General features: G+C 41.3%; 20 protein-coding genes. 15 read left to right on the forward strand and 5 right to left on the reverse strand.

The annotated features are described in order from the left end of the window. Positions 1–386 precede the first annotated feature (386 nt). From ACOYVE_RS08905 to ACOYVE_RS08915, 3 genes are read left to right on the forward strand one after another with little or no spacing between them, the layout of a single operon-like run. The gene (locus tag ACOYVE_RS08905) at positions 387–1571 is read left to right on the forward strand and encodes a hypothetical protein (RefSeq protein ID WP_422881590.1); all 1185 of its coding nucleotides are present in this window, start codon (positions 387–389) and stop codon (positions 1569–1571) included. A gap of 23 nt (positions 1572–1594) precedes the next feature. Beyond that, complete coding sequence (locus ACOYVE_RS08910) at positions 1595–2218, forward strand: T9SS type A sorting domain-containing protein (protein ID WP_422881592.1); 624 nt, start codon at positions 1595–1597, stop codon at positions 2216–2218. Positions 2219–2243: 25 nt separating this feature from the next. Continuing rightward, positions 2244–2630 carry a hypothetical protein gene (locus ACOYVE_RS08915; RefSeq protein WP_422881593.1) on the forward strand — a complete coding sequence of 129 codons (387 nt, stop codon included), beginning with the start codon at positions 2244–2246 and terminating at the stop codon, positions 2628–2630. A 91-nt stretch (positions 2631–2721) separates the two neighbouring features. On the opposite strand, the gene ACOYVE_RS08920 is transcribed toward ACOYVE_RS08915, so the two are convergent. The 4 genes from ACOYVE_RS08920 to crcB are packed head-to-tail and all read right to left on the reverse strand — an operon-like array spanning position 2722 to position 6170. Beyond that, a complete protein-coding gene (locus tag ACOYVE_RS08920; RefSeq protein ID WP_422881595.1) occupies positions 2722–4647 on the reverse strand; it encodes a sialate O-acetylesterase in 1926 nt (641 codons plus the stop codon). A 15-nt stretch (positions 4648–4662) separates the two neighbouring features. After that, the gene (locus tag ACOYVE_RS08925; protein ID WP_422881596.1) at positions 4663–5454 is read right to left on the reverse strand and encodes a phosphatase PAP2 family protein; all 792 of its coding nucleotides are present in this window, start codon (positions 5452–5454) and stop codon (positions 4663–4665) included. Then, complete coding sequence (locus tag ACOYVE_RS08930; RefSeq protein ID WP_422881597.1) at positions 5451–5798, reverse strand: DUF190 domain-containing protein; 348 nt, start codon at positions 5796–5798, stop codon at positions 5451–5453. The genes ACOYVE_RS08925 and ACOYVE_RS08930 overlap by 4 nt, the downstream gene beginning before the upstream one ends. Before the next feature lie 3 nt (positions 5799–5801). Further along, positions 5802–6170 carry a fluoride efflux transporter CrcB gene (gene crcB / locus ACOYVE_RS08935; RefSeq protein WP_422881599.1) on the reverse strand — a complete coding sequence of 123 codons (369 nt, stop codon included), beginning with the start codon at positions 6168–6170 and terminating at the stop codon, positions 5802–5804. 88 nt (positions 6171–6258) lie between these two features. Here crcB and ACOYVE_RS08940 point away from each other — a divergent pair, with 88 nt between their 5' ends. From ACOYVE_RS08940 to ACOYVE_RS08990, 11 genes are all read left to right on the forward strand, one after another. Further along, the gene (locus ACOYVE_RS08940; RefSeq protein ID WP_422881601.1) at positions 6259–7158 is read left to right on the forward strand and encodes a DUF4097 family beta strand repeat-containing protein; all 900 of its coding nucleotides are present in this window, start codon (positions 6259–6261) and stop codon (positions 7156–7158) included. A gap of 174 nt (positions 7159–7332) precedes the next feature. Further along, complete coding sequence (locus tag ACOYVE_RS08945; RefSeq protein ID WP_422881602.1) at positions 7333–7572, forward strand: hypothetical protein; 240 nt, start codon at positions 7333–7335, stop codon at positions 7570–7572. After that, positions 7554–8774, forward strand: coding sequence for a type IX secretion system plug protein domain-containing protein (locus ACOYVE_RS08950; RefSeq protein WP_422881603.1), 1221 nt, complete (start codon positions 7554–7556; stop codon positions 8772–8774). The genes ACOYVE_RS08945 and ACOYVE_RS08950 overlap by 19 nt, the downstream gene beginning before the upstream one ends. Beyond that, complete coding sequence (locus ACOYVE_RS08955) at positions 8767–9774, forward strand: Gfo/Idh/MocA family protein (protein WP_014857055.1); 1008 nt, start codon at positions 8767–8769, stop codon at positions 9772–9774. Before ACOYVE_RS08950 ends, ACOYVE_RS08955 begins: the two co-directional genes overlap by 8 nt. Before the next feature lie 18 nt (positions 9775–9792). Continuing rightward, positions 9793–12300, forward strand: coding sequence for a putative LPS assembly protein LptD (locus tag ACOYVE_RS08960; RefSeq protein ID WP_422881605.1), 2508 nt, complete (start codon positions 9793–9795; stop codon positions 12298–12300). 157 nt (positions 12301–12457) lie between these two features. Then, a complete protein-coding gene (locus ACOYVE_RS08965) occupies positions 12458–13708 on the forward strand; it encodes an ammonium transporter (RefSeq protein WP_422881607.1) in 1251 nt (416 codons plus the stop codon). A 13-nt stretch (positions 13709–13721) separates the two neighbouring features. After that, a complete protein-coding gene (locus ACOYVE_RS08970; protein WP_014857058.1) occupies positions 13722–14060 on the forward strand; it encodes a P-II family nitrogen regulator in 339 nt (112 codons plus the stop codon). A 23-nt stretch (positions 14061–14083) separates the two neighbouring features. Further along, positions 14084–14800, forward strand: coding sequence for a glutamine amidotransferase-related protein (locus ACOYVE_RS08975; protein WP_422881608.1), 717 nt, complete (start codon positions 14084–14086; stop codon positions 14798–14800). A 188-nt stretch (positions 14801–14988) separates the two neighbouring features. Beyond that, positions 14989–16314: an ammonium transporter gene (locus ACOYVE_RS08980; protein WP_014857060.1), complete on the forward strand. Its 1326-nt coding sequence runs from the start codon at positions 14989–14991 to the stop codon at positions 16312–16314. 39 nt (positions 16315–16353) lie between these two features. Further along, positions 16354–17061 (forward strand): TorF family putative porin, encoded by a 708-nt coding sequence (locus ACOYVE_RS08985; RefSeq protein WP_422881610.1) that lies wholly within the window; start codon positions 16354–16356, stop codon positions 17059–17061. Positions 17062–17079: 18 nt separating this feature from the next. Continuing rightward, complete coding sequence (locus ACOYVE_RS08990) at positions 17080–17418, forward strand: P-II family nitrogen regulator (protein ID WP_422881611.1); 339 nt, start codon at positions 17080–17082, stop codon at positions 17416–17418. 37 nt (positions 17419–17455) lie between these two features. Here the strand turns inward: ACOYVE_RS08990 and ACOYVE_RS08995 are convergent, their stop codons facing one another. After that, the gene (locus tag ACOYVE_RS08995; protein ID WP_422881613.1) at positions 17456–18214 is read right to left on the reverse strand and encodes a nitrilase-related carbon-nitrogen hydrolase; all 759 of its coding nucleotides are present in this window, start codon (positions 18212–18214) and stop codon (positions 17456–17458) included. Positions 18215–18304: 90 nt separating this feature from the next. Between ACOYVE_RS08995 and ACOYVE_RS09000 the strand changes: the two genes are divergently transcribed. Next, positions 18305–19873, forward strand: coding sequence for a nucleoside recognition domain-containing protein (locus ACOYVE_RS09000; RefSeq protein WP_422881615.1), 1569 nt, complete (start codon positions 18305–18307; stop codon positions 19871–19873).

Consider the following 19873-nt stretch of genomic DNA (forward strand, 5'->3'; position numbering starts at 1 on the left):
TTTGTTCCTATTATTTGTATTTTGCATAAGAGACTCCTTTTAGTTTTTTTAGTTGCCTAAACCAAAAATTACTAATTTTTCAGGAGTCTCTCTTTTTTATTTTCAACTAAAAATGAATTTACACCTTGAGTTGTAAGGATATAAACGATATAAATGATGCCAAAATGAAAGGTAAAGGCTATTATAATAATTTAATCAAGGACTTAAGAAAAAATATAATTAATGCTTGGTATGAAAAGGCAGGTAAAAAAAATTCCCTTAAAAGAATCGATTATGAAAATGAAGTACATGATAAAATTAAAGAATTAGTTGTCTCGAAATATGTTGGGAACCTAAATCGAATACACACAGATGTTACTTGCAATTAATATTTCCGGGGTATTAATATGAAACAGAAATTAATATATGTATTATTCATTGTATCATTAATACAATTAAAAGCTCAGGGTTTAAGCGAGCAAGAGAAACAAGAAATAATAAATTCATTATCTATTGTTACAGACGATTCCATAGGGACAGATCATTACGCACCTTATGCAATAGAACGAATAATCGAAGATGAAATAAAGGAAGCAGAACAGGCAATAATAGAGAACATATGGAAACAAGACCCTTATACACAAACAAGATTTCTAGATGCATTACGTTTATTAGGTTCAGATAAAGCTGAAGAATTAACACTGGCATTTATAGATTCTGTAGACCACTATCCTGAGGATGAATATTTTACAAAACTTGAATTAAAAACATTGGTATTATATATATTATTTCAGAAAAGTAATTTTAGTCATTATCAGATAGTATATGATAGATTGGAGGAAGATTGGGAAGAAGCGTGCGGTGAAACAGTAGATTTGTTATATTATATAGCAAAGGGAATGCCATCGGAAAGAGAAAGAGCAAAACGAGAATTAATGAAAATAGCAGAAAAAGCAGGCGATTATGCTTTTAGAATTTATGCATTAAGTTTTCTGGATGAAATTTACGGAGAAGAAATGATCCCTTTTTTTATAGAGAGATTTAAAAATGATGAAAGTTCAGATGTAAGATTTGTGATAGCAAAATTTAGATTCAGTAATTACAAAAATACCGAAATTAAAAATGCATTAAGGGAACAAATATATAAAGAACAAGAAGGTATAGTACGAAGAAGAATAGCAGATGAATTAATTACGAGATATAATTCACCGGAAGTTAGTAAATTTTTAAAAGATTATTTACCATTAGAGCTTGATAGTAATTATCAATTTTTGATAAATGATTTATTAATTTCCAAGCCGCCAAAGCCCGACAGCTCCGAAACCCCTCAATCAATGATAGACAGTTTAATCAGTTACAACAATCAGTGTTACGAACTGGGGTGGTTGAGTTATGAATGGGTATGGAATATAAACAAGACACAATTGGAGAATGCCCGGCTGATGCTAAATACGGGCTATCCGTCGAGTACGGCAATAATATTGCAGGCGTATGAGAACTGGGTAAATACGGCAAAAGGGTACGGCTGGATAAACGAAGACGCATACCGGTTCCTCTATTATTATTCGGTTTATTTGAGGGAAAGACTTTGATATTAATATCAGGAGGCGACAAAATGTTACGGTATTTAATTATATTAATTCTCTTTTGCAGTACAGACTATTACTTTCAGACAATTCACGAAATACCTTTCGGAAGCCGTAACAATTTAATAGAACTGGAAATTGTAAACGGCACGGAAGTGAATTTGAGCGGCATATATCTTGAAATCAAAAGCAAACCCGACTGGCTGGAAATAGTGTCCGTTGATGACAAAATCGACGAAATCAAACGGGATGGACAAAAAACGGCGGTAATTATTTTTTCCGTTGACAAAAATGCCGAATTAGACAAAGAAGAATCGATGACTATCGAAATTCGTAATCAATACGGAGTGATTGAAGAAAAAGAGATAAAGATTAAAGCGGCGCCTCCGAAGGAATATCTGCTCGAGCAAAACTATCCCAACCCGTTTAATCCCGTAACTAAAATCGGATATCAGATTCCTTCGGAAGGAAAAATAACACTGATAATTTACGATATTCTCGGCAGAGCAGTAAAAGTCTTGTTCGAAGGCGTGCGTAAACCCGGCTATTACGTAGCCGAATTTAACGGCGCTAATTTATCCAGCGGCGTTTATATTTGCAGTTTGAAAGGAAACGGCGTCAGAATCGACAGAAAAATGCTCCTTCTGAAATAAGTTTTAATAATAAAAGGCGTTCAAAATGAAAAAGAACTTAGTTTTCATACTTATTTGCTTTTTAACGATTAATAATATTTACGGTAATCTTCAGGACAAAAATAAAATCCTGACCGATATTAATAGCCCGGTCGATTCCGTAAGAATTAAAGCGGTCGGTATTGTTATTGAACATAATATTAAAGAAGCGCTGCCCGTTCTGGAAAATGATTTCGAGAAACAGGACATTTCAATCATGCCGTTATATCTGGAAGCGCTGAAACGTCTCGGCTCCGCGCGCCTGGAAGAAAAACTCAATATATACATCGATAAAATCGGATCGCAATCGTCCGCCAAAGGGGAAATATTGGACGCTTCCGTAAGATCAAAAATTCAGTCCGGTTTTATTAATAAAATAGGGATTAGTAAATAGGGATTGGGGATTGGTGATTAGGGACCGGAAGCCGTAATGAATACTGAATATTACATTGAAAACATTTATTAATCGAAGCGCATGTTGCAGCTTACCAGTCGTCGGTTCTGAAAGGCGAGGCGGGAAGACCCTCTTTGTTGTAAAGATTAGCGCCTTCGGGATTATCCGCCCACGCATATCGAACGGCGACCGGATTCTTAATCTCATCGCTCCAAACAATTACTTTATTGTCTTTGATTTCCGCATTAGCCCATACGAATTTTTTGTCGGCGCCTGCAATGGCAAAATGTTTTAATTGATTTCCTTTGCAAACTAGACCTCCGCCCGTATGCGAAAAATCGATAATTATTTTGTTCCCTTCGATTCGCATCGATTTATATACCGGTCCGGAAAAAACCGGATCTTCGCCATAAGCAATTTTCATTGCCGCCAAAGCAAGTCTTTTGCCCGCGTCTTTTTTGTTTAGCGGATGTATATCGTTCCATTCGCCGATATCGATTGTTACAGCCATTCCTGTATTCGGCAAATCGAGAGCTTTTGTTTGAGCTTCCCTCAAAAGAGCCCAATTGCTGTTCGAAGGCGCCGAATCGGGTTCCATAAAATTTGCAAGTTGAACGAATAGGAACGGGAAATCACCCTGATGCCAATTGTTTCGCCAGTCCTTTATTAAAGCAGGGAAAAGACGCCTGTATTCAACCGGTCTGTCCGCATTCGATTCGCCCTGGTACCAAACGACGCCTTTGATTTTATAATTGAAAAGCGGGGCTAACATTGCGTTAAAAAGTCCGCCGGGCTTCCATCGGATAAAAGTTTGACTTTCGAGCGGAGGCATTACGGCTCCGGTTTTATATTTCCAGTATCCCTTCAGGTCGATTGTCGTGTCTTTTAAAACGAGTTCGTACTGTTTGTCGGGCACGAACCCTCCATCGCCGATATTGCTTATCACTCTAACAGTAATCAGGTTTCTGCCGGGCTTAAGAACGCCTTCGGGTAATCGGTATCTCCTCGGCGGATATTGGTAACTGACAGAGCCTGCGAATTTACCGTTTACGAAAACCGAATCGGCGTCCACAATTCTGCCGAGTATCAGAAGTCCCCAACTTTTATCGGCGGATTCAGGTATCTGTATTTCTTTTCGGAACCATACCGCACCGTTGGTACCCTCGAGCGGGGTATTTTTCCAATATCCCGGAATTGCAATCGTATCCCAGCCGCTAGTATTCAAAGCGGTCGAATACCATGGCGTATCGGGATTTTTATATCCCTCGTCTTTGCGCCTGAGCGTAGTATACCAATTATTAATTCTTACGCTGTCGCTTTTTCTGATTTTTTCGATTAAGCTATAATCCTTGAACTTTTGGAGTTCTTCGTAATAACGTGGAAATTCTTTTAAAGCTTCTTCGCTCATCCAGGCTTCGGCAGGCGAGCCGCCCAAACTCGTATTTATCAGTCCGATCGGAATTTTATATTTATCGTATAACTCTCTTGCAAAAAAGTAACCGACGGCGGTAAAGTCGAGAACGGTTTGAGGATTCGCTTCTGTCCATTTACCGTCCGAAAAATCTTCCTTCCTTTCGGTAAAACAATATTCGCGCGGTACGTAAAACTGTCGTATGAATTTATTGCTCGAGTTTGCAATTATATCCTTATAAACGGGTTCGACCCTGCGCATCGGCAGTTCCATGTTCGACTGACCCGAGCAGACCCAAACGTCGCCGATTAAAATATCGTTTATTGTAATTTTATTGGAAGCCGAGATTTCCATTTTATAGGGTCCGCCGGCATTTTGAGGAGGAATCATTATCTGCCATTTGCCTTTATCGGAAGCCGCGACGCTATAAGCGGAATCGATAAATTTGATTTCGACTTTTTCGCCTGGCGAAGCCCATCCCCATATTTTAAGCGGAACTTCCCGTTGCAATACCATTCCGTCGCTTATCAATTTGGGAAGACGAACCTGCGCATAGAGAATACTTGCAAGCAAAAGGAGAATTATTATCGATTGAAACTTTTTCATAATTTTCCCCCCGACTTAAAAATTAATTTTTACATATATCCAGTTGAACTCTCCGCCCTGCATAAAACCGATTTGTTCGCTTGAATCGTTTCGAGCGTGTTTACCGTAGACCCACCTGGCAGTTAAATAACCGATTGCCGCCCCGAGCAGTACATCGGAAGTCCAGTGATTGTCGTGATAGACTCGCGAAACTGCCGTCAAAACAGCCGGAAGATAGAAAAGAGCTTTCAGATAATCGGAATCCGTATTGTTTGCAAGAACGGTCGATAAACCGAAAGCAAGCGTGGCATGACCGGACGGCAAAGAATGATAGTCGTCGTCAAAAAATGTAAAAGGTTTATAGAAAGAAGAACCTTTGTCCGTAAAAGGGCGAGCGCGTCCGGCGGCTGCTTTAATAAAACCCGTAACCATGCCCGAATAGAGCATCGTTTGCATAATTTCGAACCCGATTTTAGAATAAGTTTTATTGCCGGACAGATTTCCGTACAAACCCGTCAAAAGGGCAATAGCCGGAGCGGTATAAAGGTCGCCCCAGGCTTTCCCGAATTTCATCGGAAAAGAAGAATAGTACCGCCGGTCTTTCATTACGGCGTCTCTTACGGGTTGGTCCGCTTGCATGGCAAGCAAGGCTCCGGCGCTTATTATGCCGAGCGTCATAAAATCATTCCTGTCGGCTTCGAGCGGTATCTTAACAAATTCGATTGTTTCTTTTCCGAATTGATTGAGGTTATAACGGTTTTCGGTCTGAGCAAAAAGAAGATTGAAAGAAAAAAATAGAAAGAAGGACGACTGAAAGATTAACTTCATTTGTTTGCCGTGTATTTAATTATTTCAGCGCGTTCGAGCGTAATCAATCCGCCCGAATTCGATTCTTCGAAGATTTTTTCGACCGTGGGAATAAACTTTTCGATTTTTTCGGCTTCGTCCACAATTTCGATAACCAACGGCAAGTCCTCCGAGAGGCGCAAAAATTTTGCGGTGTGAATCCTGCTCTTTCCGCCGAAACCCATTATTCCTTTATATACCGTTGCGCCGGCTAAATTCGATTTGCGGGCTTCCAGAACAATCTTTTCGTAAACATTGACTGTCCCGCTTTTGTCGGACTCACCCACAAAAATTCTGAGCAATTTTGCTTCGCCTGATATCCTCATGATTTACCTCGTTAAAATATATGCGGTGTATACTCCGATGAGCGATACAGCAACGTTAAGGAATATATTCAGTCCGGCAAGAAGGAATTGCGATTCCTTCAGAAGATTGAGCGTTTCGAGAGAAAATGTTGAAAACGTAGTGAATCCGCCGCAGAATCCTACTCCGAGCAATAACTTCATATTCGAAGAAATTAATTCGCGTTCGTCAAATCCGTAAATCAATAATCCGAGAAGGAAACTGCCCAGAAAATTTACCGCCAGAGTTCCGACGGGAAATAAAACGGGAAATATTCTGTAAAATAGCGCCGATACGTAATAGCGGAGACTTCCTCCGAAACCGGCTCCGATAAATACTATAAAAAATTTTGCCATCGTCTAACTTTTTGTGTCTGTTACGAGTCTAAAGCCGTGTAATTCAGAAATACTTCCAAAAAATATAAAATAATAGGGAGATGCAAAAATGAGACTGATTACGAAAACAATTACAATCCTGGGTTTGCTGCTCGTATCGTTCGGTTATTTAAATGCTCAGAGTATAATTGCCGAAAAAACATTCGATGTATCAGCCGGAGAAAGCCTTTACGTGGAAGCTTCCGGCAGCGACGTAAAAGTTTCCTCATGGGATAAAAACAGCGTGGAAGTAAAAGTCAAAGGGAGCAAAAAAACGGCTTCGAAAGTTAAAGTCGATATCGACAGAATGGAAGACGGTGTAAGAGTGACGGTAAAGAAAAAACGGAGCGGATTTTTCGACTGGTTCGGCGGCGTGGGAGGCTCTTTGGTCGAAGTTAAAGTTCCATCCGATTTCAAACTGGAAATCGAAACTTCCGGCGGCGACATAGCTCTCTATTCGATTAACGGAGAAAAAAGGCTCGAAACATCGGGCGGCGACATTAAACTTTCGAATACAAAAGGCGCTCTTACCGCTGAAACATCAGGCGGAGATATTGTAATCGATAGTCATTACGGCGACGTATCGGCTTCCACATCCGGCGGCGACATAACGGTAAAATCAGTTAAAGGCAATGTGGAAGTATCTACTTCAGGAGGCAATATCAGAGTTCGTTCGAACGACGGCTACGTCAATGCCGAAACTTCCGGTGGAGATATTATGGTCGACCTTGACGGAAAATTCAAAGGGATTAACGCCTCGACTTCGGGCGGAGACATTATAATAAATCTGCCTTCCGATATCGACGCGGACGTTCTGCTGGAAACATGGGGAGGCGATATCGACTGCGACTATCCGAACGCAAAGGAGATGTCCGTTAAAAGAGGAAAATACGAAGCGCGTTTTAATAACGGCGGCGTCAAATTGTACGCCTCGACTTCCGGCGGCGATATAGTTGTAAAAGAAAGATAATTTTTTCATAAGTCGAACTCAAAAGATTAATCGATCCCGCTTCCATGCGGGATTTTTTTTATTCTGAAATAAAATCCGTTTGATTAAGGAAGAGTAATAGGCTTGTCGATTGTAAAAGTTTGCATTTTTATATAGTTTTAATTTCGTATAAAAAAATATTCGGGAAAAAATAAAATGAAACTCAACTGGTCTGATTTTACGGGCAAAGTTCTCAATATCACTATGAACGAAAATTACGGAGTCGTCTACGGCAAAGAGAACTCCGACCATCCGGCATTTTACGAAATAGTTTTTAAGACAGGAAAACTTGTAGGAGCATACGACGACGGACTTTTGCTCGAAGCAAAAAGAGAAGATAAAACATTCAATATTTTCGTACCATTCAGCTCGATAAAATGCGTCGAAATATTCTGATATTTTTTTTCCTGCTCTATGGCGTAATTAATGCAGCCGATATCGAGATTAAAAGTCTCAAAGTCTATTCTACGGGAGACGAAACTTCTTTTCCTCTAATCGACGCGAAAGCCGAACCGAAGCAGACTGTTACTATAGAATTCGACGTTAATTCGAATTCTCCTCCGAATTTCAATATTGTCTTCCGTTTTTGCGATAAGAACTGGAAGCCATACGAAGACGCATTCTTTTTGAATCAGAGGTACAATACCGAATATTATCTCAATTTTCAGAGACTGCCGCTTCACATCGAAGGGGCGCGATATCATTATACGGGAGCTTTCCCGAATAAGAACGTTACTTTTCCGTTTTCTGGCAAGTGGAAATTCTATATTGTCGATTCCTACGATCCAACGATCGTGTTTGCCGAGGGGAGCTTTTATGTGGTCTATCCGGAAATTAAGCCGATAACGGTTTTGCATAAAGAACGGTTTCAGGGCAACGAACCCGATATTCCCGCGCTCGCCAGAACCATTTCGATTAATACGGAATTCAGAATTCCCGATTCGCTCTACCCGTCGGAAATATTGGGAGTCGAAATAATCGAAAACAGGAAGATCGACTATCCCGTTATAATCGATCCGACGCATACGGACTACGAGCGTTTTTACGAATGGAACGGCAATAACAAATTCAAATTTATTGCAAGAAATATTCGTCCGGGAAACGAATACCGTCAAACGGATTTGAGGGATTATAACATTTATAACGCTAAAGAAGTCTATGCTCAATACGACGGTATAGAGACTTCCGATTTTTTCCATAAAAGGAAAAAGGATTTAAATGGCGGTTCGATACTTACAAATTATAAAAGCGATTACGCGGAGTATCTCTATGTTACTTTCAGAATCCGACCGCCGGAAGATATTCAAGCGCCCGTTTATCTCACAGGAGCGTTCAACAATTGGCGCATTCTCCCCGAATACGAAATGTTTGACGATAACGGACTCCTCTATTTGACTCTGGAGCTCAAACGCGGAATTTACGATTACCAGTACGTAATTGCGTACGACATAACTCAACCCGACTGGTATATTCTAGAAGGAAACTTTTGGGAAACTGTCAACGAATATCATATCTTCATTTATTATAAAAGTCCGGAATACGGATCTTATCACAAAATAATCGGTTATAACAAAATAATTTCGGTGAATTATGAATAAACTAAAAATAGGCGTAATCGGCACGGGACATCTCGGAAGAATTCACGTTAAATTGCTAAAAGAACTTGATAACGTGGAATTGTGCGGAGTTTACGACAAAGATTTTGAAAAATCGAAAAACGTTTCGGAAGAATTCGGCGTAAAGCAATATCAGGATATGGACAAATTGATTAACGATTCGGAAGCGGTGGTAATCGTTGCAACGACCAGCGCTCATTATGAATTGGTAAAAAAAGCTTTCGGATACGGCAAGCACGTTTTTGTTGAAAAACCGATTACCGCTCACATTTCCGAGGCGGAAGAACTGGTGGCTATTTCAGAAGAGAAAAATCTCAAATTGCAGGTGGGCCATATCGAGCGTTTCAATCCCGCGCTCGTCTCGCTCGAAAAATACGAACTCAATCCGATGTTCATTCAGTCCGATCGTCTGGCGCAGTTCAATCCTCGCGGAACCGACGTGGCGGTTATTCTGGATCTGATGATTCACGATATCGACATTATATTAAGTTTGGTTAAAAGCGAAATTAAGGATATTCGCGCAAGCGGTATTTCGGTTGTATCGAATAATATCGACATTGCAAACGCCAGAATCGAATTCGAAAATTTTGCAGTCGCCAATGTTACAGCCAGCAGAATATCTCAAAAGCGGATGCGTAAAATGAGAATGTTCCAGCAGGACACCTATTTCTCGGTCGATTTTATCGAAGGCTCTTCCGAAATTATCCGTTTAATGCCGCAAGGCGTTTTGCCGGAATCGGGCGCTTTCCCGATCGGTCAAATAGGAATCGAAGATAAAAAAAGAACCGTTGTTATAGAACGCCCGGACAGCGTTAATATTAATCCTCTGCAGTACGAACTGAAATTGTTCGCCGAATCCGTATTGAACGATACGGTTCCTCCTGTTACCGGTTACGACGGCTTAAAAGCGCTGCGAGTTGCCGAACAGATTATTCGAAAAATTGAAGAGTCGATTTCAAGAGCAAGATTCAATAATTTATGATACGTAATTGAAAACGGGATGAAATATTTTCTTATTGCAATATCATTATTTTTTTCGACGCTGCAAGCTCAAACGGAAACGCCTCGGGATACTACTACCGGAAAAAAGGGCGGCGAAATTGACGACGTGGTCTACGCTTCCGCGTCGGATTCTCTTATTTTTGACGTCTCTTCGAAAAAGATGTATCTCTTCGGTCAAGCCGATCTTAAATATAAAGACATTGAACTCAACAGCGGTTTGATAAATCTCGATTACAATACGAACGACCTCGAGGCTTTCGGAATCGAAGACACTTCCGATACGGCTAAGGTCAGATGGAAAGAAACGCCCGTCCTCAAAGAAGGATTCGAAGTTTACGAAGGCTCTTCATTGAAATATAATTTCAAAACGCAGCGCGGCTTTATTTCGATGGCAAAAAACAGAGAAAAAGATTCGAGATACGAAGGAGAGAAAGTCAAAAAAGTAGAAAAGAATATCTACTTTATCGAGCATGGAATGTTTACAACCTGCGAGCTCGATACGCCTCACACCTATTTTACCGCAGATCAGATGAAAGTAATACAAAAGGACAGGATAATAGCGCGGTGGATTTTTATGAATATTGCCGGAGTGCCTTTCCCTCTGCCATTGCCATTCGGAATATTTCCGTCGGAAGGCGGCAGAAAATCCGGATTGATAATACCGACGTACGGACAGGACGCCAGGCGCGGTCAATATTTCAATAATTTCGGCTACTTCTGGGCGATCAGCGATTATATGGATTTGTCTTTGACGGGCGATTATTACTCTAAAGGCGGTTACGGACTACACAGCCGTTTTCGATATTCGAAAAGATATTCTTTCGACGGTACCTTCACAGCAGATTTTTCTAAAATAAGCATAGGCGAGTCGACCGACCCGCTTTCGAAAAGGAGCGAAGCCGACGACTGGAATTTATCGTGGACGCACAGTCAGACTATCAATCCGACGACGCAGCTGAACGCAAATTTGCGTTTTTCGTCCTCGTCATATTTGCAAAACAACAGCATTAATTATAACGATATTCTATCGCAGAACATAATATCGAACGCTACGTTTACAAAACGCTGGGACGAATCGGGAACGAGTCTTACGATTAATTATAGCCGCACTCAAAAATTGCAGTCGGGCGACGTCACCGAGTCGCTGCCTTCCTTAAGTTTCACAAAAAATCTTTTCTATCCGCTCAGAGGCGAAAGCTCCGACCCGAGAACTCAAAAATGGTACGAACAAATCGGAGTCTCGTACAATGCGAATCTGTTGAACAGGAGGACTAAAACAGGCGATAAAATTGACAATAGAGCCGGAGCGCAGCACAGGCTTCAAATTAACGCTTCGCCCAAAATCGGATATTTCAATATTTCGCCTTCAATTAACTACAACGAAAAGTGGTATAATAAGAGAATTAAGATTGAAAATGTGAAGATTACTAAATACGACCCGGAAACGGATACCGAATACGAAAAAGACACTTTAATTACGCGAGACATAAACGAATATAATTTCGTAAGAACTTTCGAAATGAGCCTGTCGGCGTCGACAAAATTATACGGCATTTTCCAGCCCGACATGCTGGGAATCGAAGCCTTCAGGCATACGCTCCGACCTGCAATTTCGTACGTCTACCAACCCGATTTTTCCGACGACACATGGGGCTATTACGATTATTACACCGATTCGGAAGGAAAAATTGTTAAATACGATAAATTCCGAAACGAGGTCTACGGCGGCGCGGGCTCGGGCAAAAGACAAGCGATTAATTTCTCGATCGGCAATGTTTTCGAAATGAAAACTCAAAAAGATCCTTCGGATACTTCGGAATCGGGCGGCAATAAAATCCAATTGCTCAACCTCGACGCTTCGGTGGGATATAATTTTGCTTCTGAAGAATATAAACTATCCGATCTGAGACTTTCATACAGAACGCAGATCGGGCAGTATCTTAGTTTTAACGGCTCTTCTGCTTATACTTTTTATGATTACGAAGGCGATACAAAAGTAAACAGATTCCTCGTATCGGCTGGCAAAGGTCTTTTTCGACTGACAAGCTTTAATTTTTCCGTAACCACAAATTTAAGCTCGGATAAATTATACGGTAAAAAAGAGGAAAGTTCAGAGGACAGTCTGAACACGACTCCTGAAAAAGAAAAATTGAAAAAGCCCGTCTATACGATACCGTGGGATCTCAGTTTGAGCTACAGCTACAGCCTTAATAAACTCAATCCATCAGAATCCAATATATACTCGAATTTAAATGCCAATTTATCGTTCAGTCTGACGGAAAACTGGCGGTTCATTGTAAGAGGGAGTTACGATTTCGACCGCAAACAGTTTACCGCTCCTCAAATTTCAATCTACCGCGATTTACACTGTTGGGAATTTAATCTAATCTGGAATCCGATAGGAACCTACCGAGGTTTCCGCTTTGAGCTGAGAATGAAAGCTCCGGAATTCAGGGATATTAAAGTTACCCGCTCACACGGCGTATTTTCCGGCAGAGGTTATTAAAAAAATCCATGCCTTAATATTTTCTTTCCTACGATTTGGATAAATAACAGATTTTTGTATATTTGCAGCTAAGCCTTAATAAATAAGGTAATATTATATTTTTGACATATATAATAAGGTTAGTATTTTCTCTTTATTTAAAAAAGGAGGTTGTTAAATGGAAAAAGAACTATCCGTAGCGGTATACGATAATCTGTTTACCATAAATAATTTATGGATACTGATATCAACGGCGCTCGTCTTTATAATGCATTTGGGGTTTGCATCTTTAGAGGCGGGATTAACGCAGTCCAAAAATACAATTAATATTCTTTTTAAAAATTCAATAATACCCGCAATCGGGCTGCTGACGTACGCGTTTATCGGATTCAATTTAATGTATCCGGGTTCCGATTACGCAGGCGGTTTTCTCGGATTTTCGGGTTTATGGATTCATACCGACGTTTCGGGACTGACAAAAGATTATAACATGGGCTATACATACTGGACTGAATTTTTATTCCAGGGAATGTTCGCCGCTACAGCCGCTACAATTGTATCGGGGGCGGTGGCTGAAAGAATTAAACTCTCGTCTTTTTTAATTTTCTCGACAGTTTTCGTTGCAATTTCATATCCGATAACAGGAATGTGGAAATGGGGCGGAGGCTTTTTAGACCAGCTCGGATTTTACGATTTTGCGGGTTCTACTTTAGTCCATTCCGTCGGAGGATGGGGCGCGCTGACAGGAATTATTTTACTTGGCGCAAGGAAAGGAAAGTATGTAGGAAATAAAATCAATCCGATTCCGGGTCACAGTATGCCTCTGGCTACAATCGGAGTTTTTCTGCTCTGGCTCGGATGGTTCGGTTTTAACGGGGGATCCGTTCTTAGCGCCGATCCGGCGGCGGTTTCTCTTGTGCTGGTTACAACTTCAATTGCCGCTGCGGCAGGGGGAATAGCCGCTGCATTTACATCGTGGCTTTATCTTAAAAAGCCCGACCTGACAATGTTATTAAACGGTATTCTCGCAGGTCTGGTCGGAATAACCGCAGGAGCCGACGTAATGAGTCCTTTCGAAGCTTTGATTGTCGGCGGAATTGCCGGCGTTATCGTGGTATTTTCAGTAATTATATTTGACAGGCTTAAACTTGACGACCCCGTCGGCGCTCTTTCTGTGCATCTTGTCTGCGGAATCTGGGGCACTCTGGCTGTCGGTATATTCGGGCAACTTGCCGGTTTCGACCAACTGATAAATCAATTTATCGGAATTGTTTCGGTTGGAGTTTTTACTCTGGTCTTTACTTATATTCTCTGGCGCTTACTCAAGAAAACAATCGGAATTCGCGTTTCCGAATCGGAAGAATACGAAGGGCTCGATCTGGGCGAACACGGTATGGAAGCTTATCCTGATTTTGAAAAATTAGTATAAAAAGGGAGGAAATATGAAAAAAATCGAAGCAATTATACGTCCCCATAAACTCGACGAAGTTCAGGAAGCCCTAAGCGACGCCGGCTTCCAGGGACTGTCGGTATCCGAAGTGAGAGGTTACGGCAGACAAAAAGGTCACAAAGAAGTCTATAGAGGCACTGAATACAACATTAATTTTGTGCCAAAAGTAAAAATCGAAATGATTTGCACGGACGATCGCCTCGAAAAAGCAGTTGATATTATTATAAAAACTGCTAAAACCGGCGAAGTCGGCGACGGTAAAATTTTCATTTACGACTTAAAGGACGCCATAAGAATACGCACCGGAGAATCGGGCGAAGCGGCTCTTTAATTAAAAAAAGGACTCCGTTTCTAATGAAAAAATTATGCATTTTGAAATTAGGTTCAACCTACGAAACTTTAAAAATCCAATCGGGCGACTTCGAAGACTGGATTGTGTCGGTACTGGATATCTCGCGCGATGAAATTGAAATTGTCGATCCAAGAAACGGAGTCCCGATTGATATCGAAAAATACGGCGCTTTTATTTCCACGGGATCTCATTCGATGTTAAGCGAAGAAGGCGAATATGCCGAATATCTTTCGGGAATAGTTTCCAGAATCCTGGATTCCAACATTCCTTATTTCGGCATCTGTTACGGGCATCAACTCCTGGCAAAAGCGGCGGGATGTCAAATCGGTTTTAATCCGAATGGACTTGAAGCCGGAATAATTGATATTATTACGACGCCTGAAGCTAAGAACGACAAAATTTTCGGTCTTCTGCCAGGGGTTTTTCAAGCCTTCGCTATACATTCGCAAACGATTCTAAAACCGTCGCCCAAAATAACGCGACTGGCTTATAACGAATTTGAAAATCACCATGCCATACGCGTCGGCGAAAACGCATGGGGCGTGCAATTTCATCCCGAATTCACTCCTTATATCATGAGCGAATATCTCAGACAAGAAAATGCTCCCGCAAAACTTTCTCAGATTTATGAAAATAATTCTACCGAAATCTCCTCATTGACGCTAAAATTATTTGTTAAAAACATTATAAAACCTTATAATCTAAGTAAAATATGCTAATAAGCATAAATATTTAACAATTTTTACTTGACATTTTAGGAGAGAAGATTATATTTGCAAATAGAATTTAATAAATAAGGAAAATTTCTTAATTAGTATTAATTACTAATATATAAGGGCATATATAACTAAATTATTAAATCCATCAAGCAATTTATTTCTTATTTCAAACTAAACGAGGAGGGTTTATGAAAAACTCCAAAAAAGTAATCTTATTTCTGTTTGCCTTGCCTGTATTGCTGACGGCGCAAAGTTCAACGCCGACGCTTGAAAGCAATGCCGAGAAGATTGCAGAAGTTCAGACGCATGCCGACTACGTCTGGACTATGGTTGCCGCTTTTCTTGTATTCTTTATGCAGGCCGGTTTTGCGATGGTAGAAGCCGGTTTGACCAGGGCTAAGAATACGGTTAACATTCTTATGAAGAATCTGATGGATTTTTCCGTCGGCTCGTTAATTTTTTGGGCAATCGGATTCGGAATTATGTTCGGAACGACTACAACCGGGTTTTTTGGAACCGACGGATTTTTCCTGTCCGATTTTACAAAAGACGGCGACCCCTGGCTCTTTGCGTTCTGGCTCTTCCAGGTGGTCTTTGCTACTACGGCTGCCACAATAGTTTCGGGAGCCATGGCAGAGAGAACAAAATTTATCGGATATATTGCTTACTCGGCGGTGATTACTGCTATTATCTATCCTGTTTTCGGATCGTGGGCATGGGGAAGTCTTTACCATGGCAGCGGATGGTTAGAAGGGTTGGGTTTTATCGATTTTGCAGGTTCTACAGTAGTTCACTCGGTAGGAGGATGGGCGGCTCTTGCCGGCGCGATTGTACTCGGACCGAGAATCGGTAAATTCGACAGAAACGGAAGGGCAAAGGCAATACCGGGTCATAATATAACTTTGGCGGCGCTGGGCACATTTATATTGTGGTTCGGGTGGTTCGGATTTAATCCCGGCAGCACTACGGCAGCGATTACGGACATTGCTTCGATAGCTGTAAATACAAATCTGGCGGCGGCTGGCGGCGCTGTAGCTGCTATGTTGACTGCGTGGGCTGTTATCAAAAAACCTGAGGCTACTATGGCATTCAACGGAGCGCTTGCAGGATTGGTTGGAATTACTGCCGGTTGCGCTAATGTTAGCGCGCTCAGTTCCGTTATTATTGGTCTTACATCCGGCGTTATAGTAGTGCTCAGCGTTATTTTTGTCGAAAGAACTTTGAAAATTGACGACCCGGTCGGAGCAATTTCCGTTCACGGCGTTTGCGGCGCATGGGGCACCTTAATGGCAGGCGTTCTCGATATAAACGGATTCTCGCTTTCGGTTGTCGGCGTGCAGCTTCTGGGTATAGTATCCGCATTTGTATGGACGTTTACTACCGCATTCATTCTCTTCAAACTGATTCAAAAGACTATCGGATTACGGGTTTCGCCGGAAGAAGAACTCGAAGGTCTCGACGTCGGCGAACACGGTCTTGAATGTTACCCCGAATTTGAAAAAGTATCCAAATAGTATATACAATAACATCATTCAATTACACGGAGGAATAAAATGAAAGCTTTTTATAAAATTTTTGCGATTTTGATTTTATCTTACGGTTTTATTGCCGCACAGGAATTATCCGTCGGCGCCGACGTAGTAAGCCGTTATATATGGAGAGGAGCTGATCTGGGCAATAATAATCCGAGTATACAGCCTACAATAGAACTTTCTTCCGGCGGATTTGCAGCCGGATTCTGGGGAGCTTATCCGATGTCCGATCCGGCAGGATTAAACGAAATTGATTTCTACGCTTCTTATTCATTTTCATTGGGCAAAGCGGGCGATTTGAGTATCGGATTTACCGATTATATGAATCCGAACAGCGGTACGAAAATCGGTAATTTCAATAATTACGACGATGCCGAAGGTCCGGGCGCTCATTTTATCGAGTTAAATGTAGGCTACGGCGGCTCGGAAAGTTTCCCCGTTTCGATCAGCTTCAACTACTTTTTGTACAACGTAGAAAACAATCCTGTTTATGTGGAACTCGGCTATTCGACTTCGGTTAAAGACGTCAGTCTCGACCTGTTTCTCGGCGCCACTCCGGGCGAAGACGCTTTGTATTACGGAACGGACAGCTTTAACATAATATATCTCGGAATTACCGCCGGTAAATCAATAAAAATAAGCGAAAGCTTTGAACTGCCCGTTTTCGGTTCCGTCATTCTCAATCCTGCAACGGAAGACCTGTTTTATGTAATCGGAATCAGTTTATAAAAAATAATAGAGGTAATTATGAAAAAAATAGAAGCCATTATACGTCCGCATAAACTCGACGAAGTTCAGGAAGCTTTGAGCGAAGCCGGATTTGCAGGTTTAACGGTATCCGAAGTAAGAGGCTACGGCAGACAAAAAGGACACAAAGAAGTTTATCGCGGCACTGAATACAACTTAAACTTCGTACCGAAAGTAAAAATCGAATTGATTTGCGTTGACGACCGGGTCGAAACGGCGGTAGAAACTATAATTAAAATTGCCAAAACCGGTCAGGTAGGAGACGGAAAGATATTTATCTACGACGTGAAAGATGCAATCAGAATAAGAACCGGCGAATCGGGCGAAAGTTCGCTTTAATTCCAAAGGCTGCCTTATGCGGGCAGCCTTATTTTTATTAAATCAAACAGATATCTTCTCCGAATTTGAACTTATCGCGCGTCTTTCGCATATCGTCAATATCCAGATCCGCAATTAAAACCTTTTCTTCGTCCTTTGCTTCCGTTATTAAATTTCCCATCGGGTCGTAAACAGACGAGAATCCGTTGTATTTATAAAAAGGATCATTGCCGGTGCGGTTGACTCCGATTACATAAGATTGATTTTCAATTGCCCGGGCTCTCAAAAGAACGCGCCAGTGTTCAATTCTGTCGACAGGCCAATTTGCTATGTCAATCAGGATCTCAGAGCCTTCTTTTCTTAGCAGTCTGTATAACTCGGGAAAACGTAAATCGTAACAGACGCTCAATCCTGTCTTTATTCCGCCGACTTTTGTTACAACCGGGTCTTTTCCCTTAGCGTAGTAATTATTTTCCTTTGAATGGCTGAAGAGATGAATTTTTCTATATACTGCGGCGATTAATCCTTTGCTGAAGTGAACAGCCGAATTGTAATAATTAGAGCCTTCTTTTTCAATTATTCCGCAAATTACGTCAGTCTTCAGTCGATTCGATAAATCCATAAAATATCGAAAAGAAGCGCCGTCTATATCTTCGCCGAAATCTTTTTGATTCATCGTAAAGCCTGTTAATGTCATTTCGGGAAAAACGATTAAATCGAGAGGCAAATTTATACCGGACAAAAGTCTTTCGATTTTATCGATGTTTTTTTCGATGTTTTCCCACTCGGGCGAATACTGAACCAGAGCCGTTTTCATAGATTTTTCCTCCGGGTAAAAAAAATCCCTTTTTTGTCTATTAATTTATAATTTTGTCAAAAAAGAAATCAAATAAAAGAATAAAACCGTATGCTCAATTACATCTGGCTGGCTCTCCTTTCAATCGGAATCGCTTCGGCTGTTATCTACGACTTATCTGATTATCATGAAAACAAATATATGAACGGGAAAAATTTGCCCGCTTATTTTGTCCGAAGCGGGGAAAGCGAAGGCAAAGGCGAGTTGATAATTCCGAAAGACACATATTCGAAATTTTACCGCGCTGAAATTGAAAAAGACATAAAAAATAAAATCGACTATAAACCTGCGAAGGGAAAAAACAATTACAACATTAAAATTACAATCGACGAGGACGATCCGGAACTATGGAAAGAAATAGCCGCCGCCAACGGGGATAAAATTGACATTACCGGAAAACTTGTTTTTAATAATGTCAAAGTGTCCGACACAGCCGAAGTTTATATTCGGCTTGAAGAAGTAAGTTTCTTAAAACTAAAGAACGTTACAAACGCGGCAATCGATTACGCTTCGACCGCGGTTAATATTTCTTTGGGATTGATCGGGATAATGGCTATGTGGCTCGGCTTGATGAAAATAGCGGAAGAAGCCGGTCTAATTCGTAAAATAGCGATATTGATTAAGCCTCTTACAAAATTTCTTTTTCCGGAAGTGCCGCCAGACCATCCCGCAATCGGCTCGATTATTATGAATATATCCGCAAATATGCTGGGATTGGGAAACGCAGCCACTCCGTTCGGTTTGAAAGCGATGGAAGAACTCGACGCTCTCAACGATAAAAAAGGAACCGCTACGAACGCAATGTGTATGTTTCTGGCAATCAACACCGCCGGATTGACATTGATACCTGCTACGGCAATTGCCGTTAGAGCGGCAGCCGGCAGCAATGAACCCGCAATTATTATCGGCACTTCTTTTTTCGGAGCTCTATGCGCCACTATTGCTGGCATTACTACGGCAAAAGTTTTCGAGTACGTATCAAAAGGCAATGCGGATTTAAAATCGTTTATTAAACCGCTCTTCTTCTTTTTGCTTTTGATCGGGATGACGGTAATTCTATTTTTAAACGGACTTTCGCCAGTAGCAATAAAAAATACCGTAACGATTATCTCGACAGCTGCAATCCCGTTGCTAATATTGACGTTTGTCGGCTACGGCATTTTCAAAAAGGTAAAAATTTACGAAGTATTTGTAGAAGGAGCTAAAGAAGGATTTAAAATCGCTGTTAAGATTATTCCGTACCTCGTTGCAATGCTGGTTGCAATCGGAATTTTCCGAGCGGGCGGCGCTCTCGACCTTTTTGTAAAAATTCTTTCGCCGGTGACGGATTTAATCGGTTTTCCGGCCGAGGCTCTGCCGATGGCATTAATGCGTCCTCTTTCGGGAAGCGGCTCGCTCGGCATTATGTCGGAAATTATTACGGTTCACGGCCCCGATTCGTTTATCGGTATTTTGGTCTCGACAATTATGGGAAGCACCGAGACCACATTTTATGTCCTGGCTCTCTATTTCGGCTCCGTAAATATTAAAAGAGCCCGTCACGCGGTTATTGCCGGCATAGCCGCCGATATTGCAGGAATTCTCGGAGCGCTTTTTATAGTAAAACTTTTATTCGGATAA

It is taken from the genome of Melioribacter sp., from assembly GCF_049325435.1.
GTDB classification, from domain to species: Bacteria; Bacteroidota; Ignavibacteria; order Ignavibacteriales; family Melioribacteraceae; genus Melioribacter; species Melioribacter roseus.